The 13,225-nt window shown below is 73.2% G+C and carries 15 protein-coding genes; 10 read left to right on the plus strand and 5 right to left on the minus strand.

Annotated elements, in window-relative coordinates:
* The first annotated feature begins 62 nt into the window (after window positions 1-62).
* Window positions 63-917, plus strand: coding sequence for a DUF4429 domain-containing protein (locus ACGFZL_RS00985; protein ID WP_355166552.1), 855 nt, complete (start codon window positions 63-65; stop codon window positions 915-917).
* A 3-nt stretch (window positions 918-920) separates the two neighbouring features.
* Here the strand turns inward: ACGFZL_RS00985 and ACGFZL_RS00990 are convergent, their stop codons facing one another.
* Together ACGFZL_RS00990 and ACGFZL_RS00995 are read right to left on the minus strand one after the other, a co-directional pair.
* Window positions 921-1,937 carry an aldo/keto reductase gene (locus ACGFZL_RS00990; RefSeq protein WP_393687991.1) on the minus strand — a complete coding sequence of 339 codons (1,017 nt, stop codon included), beginning with the start codon at window positions 1,935-1,937 and terminating at the stop codon, window positions 921-923.
* Window positions 1,934-2,419, minus strand: coding sequence for a MerR family transcriptional regulator (locus tag ACGFZL_RS00995; RefSeq protein ID WP_393687993.1), 486 nt, complete (start codon window positions 2,417-2,419; stop codon window positions 1,934-1,936). Before ACGFZL_RS00995 ends, ACGFZL_RS00990 begins: the two co-directional genes overlap by 4 nt.
* Window positions 2,420-2,505: 86 nt before the next feature.
* Here ACGFZL_RS00995 and ACGFZL_RS01000 point away from each other — a divergent pair, with 86 nt between their 5' ends.
* Window positions 2,506-2,976, plus strand: a complete 471-nt coding sequence (locus tag ACGFZL_RS01000; RefSeq protein ID WP_355166546.1) for a GNAT family N-acetyltransferase — start codon at window positions 2,506-2,508, stop codon at window positions 2,974-2,976.
* Between the two features lie 5 nt (window positions 2,977-2,981).
* Here the strand turns inward: ACGFZL_RS01000 and ACGFZL_RS01005 are convergent, their stop codons facing one another.
* Window positions 2,982-3,524: an MOSC domain-containing protein gene (locus ACGFZL_RS01005; RefSeq protein WP_393687996.1), complete on the minus strand. Its 543-nt coding sequence runs from the start codon at window positions 3,522-3,524 to the stop codon at window positions 2,982-2,984.
* 45 nt (window positions 3,525-3,569) lie between these two features.
* Between ACGFZL_RS01005 and ACGFZL_RS01010 the strand changes: the two genes are divergently transcribed.
* A complete protein-coding gene (locus tag ACGFZL_RS01010; protein WP_393687998.1) occupies window positions 3,570-4,385 on the plus strand; it encodes a serine hydrolase domain-containing protein in 816 nt (271 codons plus the stop codon).
* A 208-nt stretch (window positions 4,386-4,593) separates the two neighbouring features.
* Here ACGFZL_RS01010 and ACGFZL_RS01015 read toward each other — a convergent pair whose 3' ends face one another.
* Window positions 4,594-5,244 carry a pirin family protein gene (locus ACGFZL_RS01015; protein WP_393688648.1) on the minus strand — a complete coding sequence of 217 codons (651 nt, stop codon included), beginning with the start codon at window positions 5,242-5,244 and terminating at the stop codon, window positions 4,594-4,596.
* 62 nt (window positions 5,245-5,306) lie between these two features.
* Here ACGFZL_RS01015 and fasR point away from each other — a divergent pair, with 62 nt between their 5' ends.
* The 5 genes from fasR (at window position 5,307) to fabF (ending at window position 10,290) form a co-directional block, all read left to right on the plus strand.
* Window positions 5,307-6,512 (plus strand): fatty acid biosynthesis transcriptional regulator FasR, encoded by a 1,206-nt coding sequence (gene fasR, locus ACGFZL_RS01020; protein ID WP_355166541.1) that lies wholly within the window; start codon window positions 5,307-5,309, stop codon window positions 6,510-6,512.
* An 89-nt stretch (window positions 6,513-6,601) separates the two neighbouring features.
* The gene (locus ACGFZL_RS01025; RefSeq protein WP_393688001.1) at window positions 6,602-7,549 is read left to right on the plus strand and encodes an ACP S-malonyltransferase; all 948 of its coding nucleotides are present in this window, start codon (window positions 6,602-6,604) and stop codon (window positions 7,547-7,549) included.
* A 16-nt stretch (window positions 7,550-7,565) separates the two neighbouring features.
* On the plus strand, window positions 7,566-8,597 hold the full coding sequence (locus ACGFZL_RS01030; RefSeq protein ID WP_393688003.1) for a ketoacyl-ACP synthase III: 1,032 nt from the start codon (window positions 7,566-7,568) through the stop codon (window positions 8,595-8,597).
* A gap of 83 nt (window positions 8,598-8,680) precedes the next feature.
* On the plus strand, window positions 8,681-8,932 hold the full coding sequence (locus ACGFZL_RS01035; protein ID WP_355166537.1) for an acyl carrier protein: 252 nt from the start codon (window positions 8,681-8,683) through the stop codon (window positions 8,930-8,932).
* A gap of 86 nt (window positions 8,933-9,018) precedes the next feature.
* Window positions 9,019-10,290 carry a beta-ketoacyl-ACP synthase II gene (fabF, locus tag ACGFZL_RS01040; protein WP_355166535.1) on the plus strand — a complete coding sequence of 424 codons (1,272 nt, stop codon included), beginning with the start codon at window positions 9,019-9,021 and terminating at the stop codon, window positions 10,288-10,290.
* A 68-nt stretch (window positions 10,291-10,358) separates the two neighbouring features.
* Here the strand turns inward: fabF and ACGFZL_RS01045 are convergent, their stop codons facing one another.
* Window positions 10,359-10,853, minus strand: a complete 495-nt coding sequence (locus ACGFZL_RS01045; RefSeq protein WP_393688006.1) for a DUF3145 domain-containing protein — start codon at window positions 10,851-10,853, stop codon at window positions 10,359-10,361.
* A 262-nt stretch (window positions 10,854-11,115) separates the two neighbouring features.
* Between ACGFZL_RS01045 and ACGFZL_RS01050 the strand changes: the two genes are divergently transcribed.
* Complete coding sequence (locus ACGFZL_RS01050) at window positions 11,116-12,006, plus strand: SGNH/GDSL hydrolase family protein (RefSeq protein ID WP_393688008.1); 891 nt, start codon at window positions 11,116-11,118, stop codon at window positions 12,004-12,006.
* Between the two features lie 40 nt (window positions 12,007-12,046).
* Window positions 12,047-13,024 carry an aldose epimerase family protein gene (locus ACGFZL_RS01055; RefSeq protein ID WP_393688010.1) on the plus strand — a complete coding sequence of 326 codons (978 nt, stop codon included), beginning with the start codon at window positions 12,047-12,049 and terminating at the stop codon, window positions 13,022-13,024.
* Window positions 13,025-13,225: the final 201 nt, after the last annotated feature.

A 13,225-nucleotide genomic window follows, 5' to 3' on the forward strand; every position in this document is an offset into this window, starting at 1 on the left:
GCAAGAACGGCGGTCGGCACGAGGAGGGGACGGAGGAGCCGGTGCCGCATACGATGAGCCGCATGGGTGACGTACTGGCCGGATTTCATGCCGCCTGGGAGTTCGAGTCCGACTCCGTGCTCATCCGCTACGAACGGGGGATCCGCACGCCCAGGCTCTTCCAGGCGCTGGGCGAACGCCGGGTGCCCCTGACGGCGGTCGCCGGAGTGACGCTGGCCCCCGGCAAGCGGGGCACGGTGGTGCTGCGCGCCGAGCTGCGCCCGGGCGCCGATCCGCTCCTGGAGGCGGCGGACGGCCAGCTGAAGGAGGGCTGCGACCCGTACCGCCTGGTGCTGCCCGCCGAGCGGGAGACGCTCGCGGAGTACTACGCCGACGAGCTGCGCGCCGCGCTCGGCGGGGACGCCGGTCCGGCCGAGCGGTTCCTGGTGGCCGCGCCCAAGGCGCCGCGGCAGCTCAAGGCGTACGACGGGAAGGCGTCCTTCGACGGTACGGCGGTGCGCCTGCGGTGGTCGTGGACGGGCGCCTCGTCGGTGAAGTGGAAGGCCGGCGACCAGAGCTTCCCGGTCGCCGGCCTGGGCGGGGTGGAGTGGCGCTCACCCGAGGTCTTCGAGGGCCATCTGCGGCTGCTGCCCCGCGACGGCGACCGGGCGTCCGCCCCGCAGGCCGACCAGGATCCGGCGGCCGTGGTGTTCGGCCTCGGCTACGGGCCGGTGCACGAGTCGCTGCCGTTCGCCGCCGCCGTGCTGGCCGCGGTGCGCGAGCGCGGGCCCGGCGTCCCGGTGCCGGTCCCGGCGCCGCGCCGCGACCCCGCGGACATCGCCGAGCGGATCCGGCACCTTGGCGAGCTGCACCAGGCGGGGCTGGTGACGGACGAGGAGTTCTCCTCGAAGAAGGCCGAGCTGCTGGCGGAGTTGTGAGGTTCACTCCCGGCCGGCGGAGGTGAAGCTCATGTCGGCGTAGCGCTCGCCGGCCACCTTGCCCGCGATGGGCTCCAGGGCGGCCAGCTCGTCCTCGGTGAGGACGATCCGGGTGGCGCCGGTGTTCTCCTCGACCCGGGACACCTTGCGGGTGCCGGGGATCGGCACCACCGGCAGGCCGTGCACCGCCGCCCGCTGCTGGACCCAGGCCAGCGCGATCTGGCCGGGGGTCGCGCCGTGCGCCTCGGCGACCGCGCGGACCGGCTCCAGGAGGGCGGCGTTGGCCGCCGCGTTGTCGCCGGTGAAGCGGGGCTGTTGGCGGCGGAAGTCGTCGGCGGTGAGGTCCTTGTCGGCGTTGGCGAAGGACCCGGTGAGGAAGCCCCGGCCGAGCGGCGAGTACGGCACCAGGGCGACGCCCAGCTCGCGGGCGGCGGGCACCACGCCGGCCTCGATGTCCCGGCTGAACAGCGACCACTCCGACTGCACGGCGGCGATCGGGTGGACGCCCTGCGCGGCGCGCAGCTCGTCGCCGGTGACCTCGCTCAGCCCGAGGTGCTTGACCTTGCCCTCGCGGACCAGGTCGGCCATGACGCCGACGGTCTCCTCGATCGGCACGTCCGGGTCGCGGCGGTGCATGTAGTAGAGGTCGATCACGTCGACGTCCAAGCGGCTCAGGCTGGTCTCGACCGCCGCGCGGATGTAGGGCGCGTCGTTGCGGATGATCCGCTTCGTCGAGTCCTCCGGCGGGATCGACAGGGCGAACTTGGTGGCGAGGACGACCCGGTCGCGGTGCGCCTTGACGAAGGGGGCGAGGAAGCGCTCGTTGTCGCCGTCGCCGTAGGCGTCCGCGGTGTCGAAGAGGGTGACGCCGAGTTCCAGGGCGCGCTCCAGGGTCGCCCGGGAGGCGTCGGTGTCCACCGGGCCGTAGGCGAAGCTCATGCCCATGCAGCCGAGGCCCTGGACGCCGACCTCCGGGCCGCCGTCGCCGAGTCGTACCGTCGGGATCGTGGTGTCGGTCATCGGGCCCTCTCTCCTTCGCGGACGCCGCCGGCGTCCCCGTAGAAACTGATCTTGCGGTCGAGCACGGCGAGCGTGTCCCGCAGCTCCTCGATGCGCGCCAGCACGTCGCGGCGCGTCGACTCGAGCAGCTCGCGCCGGTCGAGATACGTCTCCTCGCCCTCGCGCACCAGCTCGGCGTAGCGGACCATGTCGGCCACCGGCATGCCGGTCAGGCGCAGCTTGCCGACGAAGTCGAGCCAGTCGAGGTCGCGGTTGGTGTAGCGGCGCTGGCCGGTGTGGGAGCGGTCGATGGAGGACATCAGGCCGATCCGCTCGTACCAGCGCAGGGTGTGGGCCGTCAGTCCGGTGAAGGCGACGACCTCGCTGATGGTGTAGTGGTCCCGCCCGTCGGGGCGCGGGTGGCGCCGGGGCGGGGCCGCGCAGACGTCCGCGGGGGCGGCGTCCGCGGTGCGGGGTTCGGCCGTGGTCTGCATCACCGTCATGCCCTCCACGCTATGACCTTCGAGTGCACTCCAAGCAAGCGAAAACGGCGGGACATCCCGGGGTAGTGATCATTACCGTGCCGGTCATGACTCTCGTACGACGTGCTGTGCCCGAGGACGCGCCGGAAGTGCTGCGGCTGCGCCAGGTGATGATCGACGCGCTGGCGTCCGCCCCGTCCGGCGCCGACTGGCACGCGGAGTCCCTGCCCGCGCTGCGGGCGCGCCTCGCCGAGCCGGAGGGCACGTTCGCCGCGTTCGTCGTGGACCACCCGTCGCGGCCGGGCGCGCTGGCCGGTCTTGCGGCGGGCTCGCTGGAGTACCGGATCGGGCGGGCCGGCAATCCGCACGGGATGATCGGCTACGTCTTCAGCGTCGCGACCGACCCGGAGGCGCGGCGCCGGGGCCACGCGCGCGCCTGCATGGAGGGGCTGCTCGACTGGTTCCGCGCGCGGGGCGCCGGCTACGTCATGCTCACCGCGTCGGCGGACGCGGAGCCGCTGTACGCGTCGATGGGCTTCACGCGGGACGCCGACCCGTCGATGCGGCTGCTGCTCTGACCTGGTCAGACCTGCTTCAGAGGTCGGTGCGGCCCGGTGGGCAGCTCGGCCTTGATCTCGTCGCCGGGGCGGACCACGCCGCCTTCGCGGACGACGGTCATGATGCCGGCCTTGCGGACGATGCCGCCGTCCGCGTCCCGGCCGACGACCTCCCTGAGCAGGCCGTCCTGGAAGGCGTTGATCTGGAGGCAGGGGTTGCGCAGGCCGGTGACCTCCAGGACCGCGTCGGGGCCGAGGTGCAGCAGGGTGCCGGTGGGCAGGCCGAGCAGGTCGATGCCGCGGGTGGTGACGTTCTCGCCGAGTTCGCCGGGGCCGACCTCGTAGCCGGCCTCGCCGACCTCGGTGAACAGCTCCTCGTGGATGAGGTGGACCTGGCGGAGGTTGGGCCGGGTGGGGTCCTGCGCCATGCGGGAGCGGTGCTTGACGGTGGTGCCGGCGTGCACGTCGCCCTCGACGCCGAGGCCGGTCAGCAGGGTGATGCTGTCCCGGTTGGGTTTGGTGAAGGAGTACTTCCCGTTGCTGCTGACCGCCGTGACGATGCCGCTCATGCACCGACCCTAACCCCGCTCCGGCGCCCCCGTTAGGCTCGCGGCATGTCCTTGAAGAGCCTGACGTCGATCGAGAGCTGGCCCGTGCCGACCGCCGCGGCGGGGGTGGTGCGGGCCGACGGCACCGTGCTGGGTGTGCACGGGCCCGCCGGGCACCGCTTCCCGCTGGCCTCGGTCACCAAGCCGCTCGCCGCGTACGCGGTGCTCGTCGCCTACGAGGAGGGCGCGATCGAGCTGGACGAGCCGGCCGGGCCGCCCGGGGCGACGGTCCGGCACCTGCTGGCGCACACGTCGGGTCTCGCCTTCGACGAGCACCGTGCGAGTGGGGCGCCCGGGGAGCGGCGGCTGTACTCCAACGCCGGGTTCGAGGTGCTCGGGGACCATGTGGCGAAGGCGGCGGACATGCCGTTCGCGGAGTATGCGCGGCAGGCGGTGCTGGAGCCTCTCGGCATGACGGCCACGGTGCTGGACGGGTCTCCCGCCAAGGACGGCGTCTCCACCCTGGAGGACCTGCTGCGGTTCGCGGCGGAGGTGCAGGCGCCGCGGCTCCTCGACCCGCGCACGGTCGCTGAGGCGATGAGCGTGCAGTTCCCCGGCACGAAGGGGGTGCTGCCGGGGTACGGGCACCAGAACCCGAACGACTGGGGGCTCGGCTTCGAGATCCGCGACAGCAAGTCCCCGCACTGGACGGGCTCCGCCTCCTCGCCCCGCACCTTCGGCCACTTCGGCCAATCGGGCACCTTCCTGTGGATCGACCCGGCGGCTGGGGCGGCCTGCGTCGCCCTGACCGACCGGGCCTTCGGCCCGTGGGCCGCGGAGGCATGGCCTCCCTTCACGGACGCGGTGCTGGCGGAGCTGTAGGGGGCGTTTCGCAGCCCGGCGCAGCGGGGTGCCTCCCCCAAGCTCTTCGAGCAGGGGGTACCCCCAGCGCCCACCCGTGCCGCCCCAGCGGCACGACTGCCCGCAGCTACGGCGGCTGGGCGGCCGACGTGACTGCAACGCCCCAGGGGCGCGGGGAACTGCGCGACCAGCCACGACGTGGCCGCACCCGAGAGACGGCCTCAGGGGGCTAGGACATCTCCCAGATGAGTAGCTCCGCCGGTGTTGAAGCGAGCGCCTCCACCCCCACCTCGCCGGTGAGGCGGACCGCGTCGCCGGGGGTCAGTTCGGCGCCGGCCAGCGAGACGCCGCCGCGCACCACGTGGACGTAGGCGTGCCCCGCATCCGGCACCGCCGTGCGCTCGCCCGCGGACAGGCGTCGTACGTGCAGCATCGCCCCCGCCTCCGGGACGGCGTACGGCGTGGAGTCGGCGATGCCGCGCACGATCTCGTAGGCGGGGTCGCCGCCCGGCTCGCGCGGCGCCAGCCACATCTGGACGAAGGCCAGCGGCAAGGGCCCGGCGTTGCGCTCGACGTGCCGCACCCCGGCAGCCGCGCGAAGGCGCTGCACGTCACCGGGGCGCACGACACTCTCGTGCCCCGCCGAGTCGCGATGCGTCAGCTCGCCCTCGATCACCCACGTCACGATCTCGGTGTGGCTGTGCGGGTGCTCGTCGAACCCGGCGCCGGGCGCCAGCAGCTCCTCGTTGCAGGCGATCAACGCGCCGAAGCGGAGGTTGTCGGGGTCGTAGTGCGGCCCGAAGGAGAAGGCGTGCCGCGTCTCGATGCCGGCCCCCGGCTCCCCTCCCGGATAGCGCTCACCGGCGCGGCGTAGGTCCATCACGCCGCCCACGGTAGACCCGGCCGCCCACCCGGCCGTCCCGATAAGGCACTCTTGTCCCCGTGCCCGAACCAGAGACCAGCAGGCCCGACGCCGCGGCGCGGCCCGTCCACCCGCACGCCGCGACCCTGAAGCGCCTGGAGCAGTCGTCCGGTTCGCTCGCCGCGCAGGCCATCGCGCGGATGGACGAGACGCTGTCCTGGTACCGGGCGATGCCGCCGGAGAACCGTTCCTGGATCGGCCTCGTCGCCCAGGCGGGCATCGCCGCGTTCACCGAGTGGTTCCGGCGTCCGGACGCCCCCCAGGCCATCTCCACGGACGTGTTCGGCACCGCGCCGCGCGAGCTGACGAGGGCGATCACGCTGCGCCAGACCGTGGAGATGGTGCGCACCACCATCGAGGTGATGGAGAGCGCCATCGACGAGGTGGCCGCGCCCGGCGACGAGAGCGTGCTGCGCGAGGCGCTCCTGGTCTACGCCCGGGAGATCGCCTTCGCCACCGCCCAGGTCTACGCCCAGGCCGCCGAGGCCCGAGGCGCCTGGGACGCCCGCCTGGAGTCCCTGGTGGTGAACGCCGTACTGAGCGGCGAGGCCGACGAGGGCGCCGTCTCCCGGGCCGCCGCGCTGGGCTGGAACTCCCCCGAGCACGTGTGCGTGATCCTCGGCACCGCGCCCGACGGCGACTCGGAGCTGACCGTGGAGGCGATCCGGCGCGCCTCCCGGCACGCCAAGCTCCAGGTGCTGACCGGGGTGCTCGGCGACCGCCTGGTGGTGATCGCGGGCGGCAGCGACAACCCGCTGGCGGTGGCGCGGTCGCTGATCGGGCCGTTCGCGCCGGGCCCGGTGGTGGCCGGTCCCGTGGTGCCGGACCTGCTCGCCGCCACCCGCTCCGCGCAGGCCGCCGCCGCCGGGCTCAAGGCGTGCACCGCCTGGCAGGACGCCCCCCGCCCGGTCCTCGCGGACGATCTGCTGCCGGAGCGCGCCATCGCCTCCGATCCCTCGGCGCGCGAGCAGTTGGTGGAGGAGATCTACAGACCGCTGGAGGAGGCGGGGGCGGCGCTCCTGGAGACCCTGAGCGTCTATCTGGAGCAGGCGAGCAGCCTGGAGGGCGCCGCCCGGATGCTGTTCGTTCACCCGAACACCGTGCGCTACCGGCTCCGACGTGTGACTGACGTCACCGGATGGTCGCCCTCTGATGTACGGTCTGCCTTCACCCTGCGGATCGCGCTCATCCTGGGGCGTCTGGCCGACGGGGACTCGCAGCTCTAGCTTTTTGTACGGGGTCCACAAAACCCTCTCCCGTTCTTCGTCCCTGTCCCCACGGGCGGTCATGGCCGTCCTCAAGAGAGAGTGTGAAGGTGCTCGTACTCGTCGCTCCCGGCCAGGGCGCTCAGACGCCCGGCTTCCTGACTGACTGGCTCGGCCTTCCCGGTGCCGCGGACCGCGTCGCCGCGTGGTCCGACGCCATCGGACTCGACCTCGCCCACTACGGGACCGAGGCCGACGCGGAGGAGATCCGCGACACGGCCGTGGCCCAGCCGCTCCTCGTGGCCGCCGGACTGCTGTCCGCCGCCGCCCTCGGCGACCTCGCCGGCATCGCGCCCGGCGCCGTCGCGGGACACAGCGTCGGCGAGATCACCGCCGCCGCCTTCGCGGGCGTCCTGGACGACACCGCCGCGCTGCGCCTGGTGCGCCGCCGGGGCCTGGCGATGGCCGAGGCCGCCGCGGTGACCGAGACCGGCATGTCGGCGCTGCTCGGCGGCGACCCGGAGACCAGCGTCGCCCACCTGGAGCGGCTCGGCCTGACCGCGGCGAACGTCAACGGCGCCGGCCAGATCGTCGCGGCCGGCACCCTGGAGCAGCTCGCCGCGCTGAACGACGACAAGCCCGAGGGCGTGCGCAAGGTCGTGGCCCTGAAGGTGGCCGGCGCCTTCCACACCCCGCACATGGCGCCGGCGGTGGAGGCGCTCGCCGAGGCGGCGCGGGAGCTGACCCCGGCCGACCCGAAGGTGACGTACGTCTCCAACCGGGACGGGCAGGCGATCGCCTCCGGCGCCGAGGTGCTCGAGCGGCTGGTCGGCCAGGTGGCCAACCCGGTCCGCTGGGACCGGTGCATGGAGACCTTCCGGGAGCTGGGCGTCACCGCGCTCATCGAGGTGTGCCCGGGCGGCACGCTGACCGGGCTCGCCAAGCGCGCGCTGCCCGGCGTGAAGACGCTCGCGCTGAAGACCCCCGCCGATCTCGATGCCGCTCGCGAGCTGATCGCAGAGGCCTCGACCGCCGCCGCCGACGCGGTCGGCGCCTGACTAGGAGCCCGAGATCATGTCGAAGATCAAGCCCAGCAAGGGCGCCCCGTACGCGCGCATCATCGGCGTCGGCGGCTACCGCCCGACGCGGGTGGTGCCCAACGAGGTGATCCTGGAGACGATCGACTCCTCCGACGAGTGGATCCGCTCCCGCTCCGGCATCGAGACGCGGCACTGGGCCTCCCCGGAGGAGACCGTCGCCGCGATGTCCGTCGAGGCGTCCGGCAAGGCCATCGCGGACGCCGGGATCGACGCGACGCAGATCGGCGCCGTGGTCGTCTCGACGGTGTCGCACTTCAGCCAGACCCCGGCCGTCGCGACCGAGATCGCGGACAAGCTGGGCACGGACAAGGCCGCCGCCTTCGACATCTCCGCGGGCTGCGCCGGCTTCGGCTACGGGCTGACGCTGGCCAAGGGGATGATCGTCGAGGGCTCGGCGGAGTACGTGCTCGTCATCGGCGTGGAGCGGCTGAGCGACCTCACCGACCTGACCGACCGGGCCACCGCCTTCCTGTTCGGCGACGGCGCCGGCGCGGTCGTGGTCGGCCCGTCGCAGGAGCCGGCCATCGGCCCCACGGTGTGGGGCTCGGAGGGCGACAAGTCCGAGACCATCAAGCAGACGGTGCCGTGGGACCGCTTCAGGCTCGGCGACGTCTCCCAGCTCCCGCTCGACGCCGACGGCAACGTGAAGTTTCCCGCCATCACGCAGGAGGGCCAGGCGGTCTTCCGCTGGGCCGTCTTCGAGATGGCGAAGGTCGCGCAGCAGGCCCTCGACGCGGCCGGGATCAGCGCGGACGACCTCGACGTCTTCATCCCGCACCAGGCCAACGTGCGGATCATCGACTCGATGGTGAAGACGCTGAAGCTGCCCGAGCACGTCACGGTCGCCCGTGACATCCGCACCACCGGCAACACCTCGGCCGCCTCGATCCCGCTCGCGATGGAGCGGCTCCTGGCGACCGGCGAGGCGAAGAGCGGCGACACCGCGCTCGTCATCGGCTTCGGGGCGGGTCTCGTCTACGCCGCCACGGTCGTTACCCTCCCCTAGGCACTCCGTGCCGGATTCCCTGCGAACCCGGCACGGCCCCCCGTGTCACCCACCGTATGGATCACCGAAGAAGGAGCGCCAACATGGCCGCCACCCAGGCAGAGATCGTCGAAGGTCTCGCCGAGATCGTGAACGAGATCGCCGGCATCCCGGTCGAGGACGTCCAGGTGGACAAGTCCTTCACCGACGACCTGGACGTCGACTCGCTGTCCATGGTCGAGGTCGTCGTCGCCGCCGAGGAGCGCTTCGACGTGAAGATCCCCGACGAGGACGTCAAGAACCTCAAGACCGTCGGCGACGCGACCGACTACATCCTCAAGCACCAGGCCGCCTGAGCCTCCGCTCAGCCGGCAGGCCGTCAGGCCCCGCCACCCGGCGGTGGCGCCGTACGAATCCCGATCTCGTTGGAGAAAGAATTCCCGTGAACTCGACCAATCGCACCGTGGTCGTCACCGGTATCGGCGCAACCACACCGCTGGGTGGCGACGCGGCCTCCACCTGGGAGGGCCTGGTCGCCGGACGTTCCGGTGTCAAGCCCCTCACCCAGGACTGGGCCGCCGACCAGGCGGTCCGCATCGCGGCCACGGCCGCCGTCGACCCTTCCGAGGTCATCCCGCGTCCGCAGGCCCGCCGCCTGGACCGCTCGGCGCAGTTCGCGCTGATCGCCGCCAAGGAGGCGTGGAAGGACGCCGGCTTCACCGCGCGCGCCGACGAGGGCGGCGAGGTGGACGCCGACCGGCTCGGCGCGGTCATCGCCTCCGGCATCGGCGGCGTGACGACCCTCCTCGACCAGTACGACGTGCTGAAGGACAAGGGCGTCCGCCGCGTCTCCCCGCACACCGTCCCCATGCTCATGCCGAACGGCCCGTCGGCCAACGTCGGCCTGGCCGTGGGCGCCCGCGCGGGCGTGCACACCCCGGTCTCGGCCTGCGCGTCGGGCGCCGAGGCCATCGGCTACGCCATCGAGATGATCCGCACCGGCCGCGCCGACGTGGTCGTGGCCGGCGGCACCGAGGCGGCGATCCACCCGCTGCCCATCGCCGCGTTCGGCAACATGATGGCGATGTCCAAGAACAACGACGACCCCGAGGGCGCCTCCCGCCCCTTCGACACCGCCCGGGACGGCTTCGTGCTCGGCGAGGGCGCGGGCGTCCTGGTCCTGGAGTCCGCCGAGCACGCCGCCGCGCGCGGCGCCCGCGTCTACGCGGAGGCGGTCGGCCAGGGCATCTCCGCCGACGCCCACGACATCGTGCAGCCGGAGCCGGAGGGCCGCGGCATCTCGCACGCCCTGCAGAACCTGCTCGACCGCACCGACCTGGACCCGGCCGAGATCGTGCACGTCAACGCGCACGCCACCTCGACGCCGGCCGGTGACATCGCCGAGCTGAAGGCGCTGCGCAAGGTCTTCGGCGACGACGTGGACCACATGGCCGTCTCCGGCACCAAGTCGATGACCGGCCACCTCCTCGGCGGCGCGGGCGGCGTGGAGTCGGTGGCCTCGGTGCTCGCCCTGTACCACCGGGTGGCGCCGCCGACCATCAACGTCGTGAACCTCGACCCGGAGGCCGAGGCCAACGCGGACATCGTGCGCGACGAGGCCCGCAAGCTGCCGGTGGAGGGCCGCATCGCCGCCATCAACGACAGCTTCGGCTTCGGCGGGCACAACGTGGTGCTGGCGTTCCGCTCGGTCTGACCGACGTCATGCGGGTGAGGCCCCCACCGGGTGACCGGCGGGGGCCTCTTCCATGTCCGCGACGGGGCTCAGACGACCTGGTGGAGCCAGCGCACCGGGGCGCCCTCGCCGGCGTGGCGGAAGGGTTCGAGTTCGTCGTCCCAGGGCTTGCCGAGGAGGCGGGCGACCTCGGCCTCCAGGTCGGTCTCGCCGCGCTGGGCGCGGACCAGGGCGGCGCGCAGCCGGTCCTCGGGGATCAGGATGTCGCCGTGGACGCCGGTGACGGCGTGGTAGATGCCGAGGTCGGGCGTGCAGCTGTACCGCTCGCCCTCGGCGCCGGCGGTGGGCTCCGCGGTGACCTCGAAGCGCAGCAGATGCCAGCCGCGCAGCGCGGAGGCGAGCTTGGAGGCGGTGCCGGCCTGGCCCTGCCAGGAGAACTCCGCGCGCCAGGTGCCGGGCGCGGCGGGCTGTCGGATCCAGTCCAGGCTGACGCGGGTGCCGAGCACCCCGGCGACGGCCCACTCGACGTGCGGGCACAGCGCGCGCGGCGCGGAGTGCACGTACAGGACTCCACGTGTCGTCACCGGGACCTCCGGGCTGAGCGGGACTTCTCGGCCGTGACCGGGCGGGTCACGTGCTGCGAGGCTACCGTGCGGCGGCGCGAGGAGGGTGACGTACCGTCGGTCCCGCGGCGGGGAAAGCGCCGTCATTCACCCGGCAGGACGCCTGTACGGGTGTGAGACGGGTGTGAGACACCCCATGCCGGTCCGATTGCGGCCTCCGGGAACCCTCACGCTGTGTCATGGGTTCAGGTGGTGGAGGCGTTTGGCGACAGATGGGACCGGTATGGGTGTCGGGACAGGGTGGCGGGCGCGGGCCGCGTGCGGGATGGTGGCCGCCGTCGCGCTGGGAGCGGCCGGCTGCACCGCCGGCGGCGACTCCCCCGGCTCGGGCGGCTCCGGGGCGCGCAAGCCGTCCGCGTCGCCCACCCCGGCCTGGGACACCCGGCCCGGCTCGGTGGCCGCGGTCGGCGACTCCATCACCCGCGGCTTCGACGCCTGCACGATCCTGTCGGACTGCCCGGACGTCTCCTGGGCGACCGGTTCCAGCGCGCGGGTGGACAGCCTCGCGGTGCGGCTGCTCGGCGGGGCGGGGGCGACGGCGCACAGCTGGAACTACGCGGTGACCGGGGCCCGGATGGCGGACCTGGCCGGGCAGGTCTCCCGGGCGGCGGCGCACCGCCCGGAGCTGGTCGCGGTGATGGCGGGGGCCAACGACGCGTGCCGCGCCTCGGCCTCCGCGATGACGCCGGTGGCCGACTTCCGTGCCCAGTTCACCGAGGCGATGCGCACCCTGCGGACGCGGCTGCCGAAGGCGCAGGTGTACGTGGCGAGCATCCCGGACCTGAAGCGGCTGTGGTCCGAGGGCCGCACCAACGCGCTGGGCAAGCAGGTGTGGAAGCTGGGCATCTGCCCGTCGATGCTGGGCGACGCGGACGCGCTGGACGCGGCGGCGACCCAGCGGCGGAACACGGTGGCGGACCGGGTGGACGCCTACAACGACGTGCTGCGCGAGGTCTGCGAGAAGGACGTCCGGTGCCGCACGGACGGGGGCGCGGTCAACGCGTACCGGTTCGGCACCGACCAGTTGAGTCACTGGGACTGGTTCCATCCGAGCGTCGACGGACAGGCCCGGCTGGCCGAGATCGCCTACCGGGCCGTGACGAGGCGTTCCTGACCCGCTGTGCGGGGACCCGCCGTGTCCTAGAGTTCCGCACATGAACGAACTCTTCGGCACACTTTCCGACGGCACCCCTGTCCATCGCTGGATTCTGGAGCGCGCCGGGGTGCGGGTGCGGATCCTGTCGTACGGCGGGATCGTGCAGTCGGTGGAGGTGCCCGACCGGCACGGGGTGAGCGCCGACGTGGTGCTGGGGTTCGCCGGCCTGGAGGGCTATCTGGCGCACCCGGAGCCCTACTTGGGCGCCCTGGTGGGGCGCTACGCCAACCGCATCGCGGGCGGGCGCTTCCCGCTGGACGGGCGGACGTACGCGCTGGCGCACAACAACGGGCCGAACACGCTGCACGGCGGGGAGCGCGGCTTCGACAAGCGCGTGTGGGACGTGGCGCCGGTCGAGCACGGGGTACGGCTGAGCCGGGTCAGCCCGCACGGCGAGGAGGGCTTCCCGGGGCGCCTGGAGCTGGCGGTGACCTACACGCTGGACGAGCGGGGCGCGCTGCGCATCGCCTACGAGGCGGTCACCGACGCGCCCACGGTGTGCAACCCGACCAACCACAGCTACTTCCACCTGGGCGGGCCGGGTTCTGGGCACGCGGGCGGGCACGAGCTGCGGCTCGCGGCGTCCGCGTACACGCCGGTGGACGACGCGCTGATCCCCTTGGGCGGGCCCGATGACGTGACGGGCACGCGGTTCGACTTCCGGCAGTCCCGGAAGGTCGGGTCGGGGTACGACCACAACTTCGTCCTGGACAAGGGGGTGACGGAGGCGGCCGTGGAGGTGGCCGAGCTGTACGACCCGGCGTCGGGGCGGGTGCTGACGGTGTCCACCACCGAGCCGGGGCTCCAGCTCTACACCGCCGACCAGCTGGGCGAGCCGTTCGCCCCGGGCGACGGGATCGCCCTGGAGACCCAGCACTTCCCGGACTCGCCGAACCGGGCGGACTTTCCCAGCACGGTGCTGAGGCCGGGCTCGGTGTTCAGGTCGGAGACGGTGTACGGCTTCTCTGTGCGGTAGCCCCTCTCCCACCCAGCTGCGGGCAGTCGTGCCGCTGGGGCGGCACGGGTGGGCGCAGCGGCACCCCGTCGCGCCGGGCTGCGCCACGCCCCCCCGTAGTGCCGGGTTGCGCCACGATGCCGGGTGCGGGTGCGTCGTGGCTGGTCGCGCAGTTCCCCGCGCCCCTGGGGCGTTGCAGTCACGCCTGCCTGCATAGCTGCG

The organism is Streptomyces sp. NPDC048182 (genome assembly GCF_043202555.1).
GTDB lineage: Bacteria > Actinomycetota > Actinomycetes > Streptomycetales > Streptomycetaceae > Streptomyces.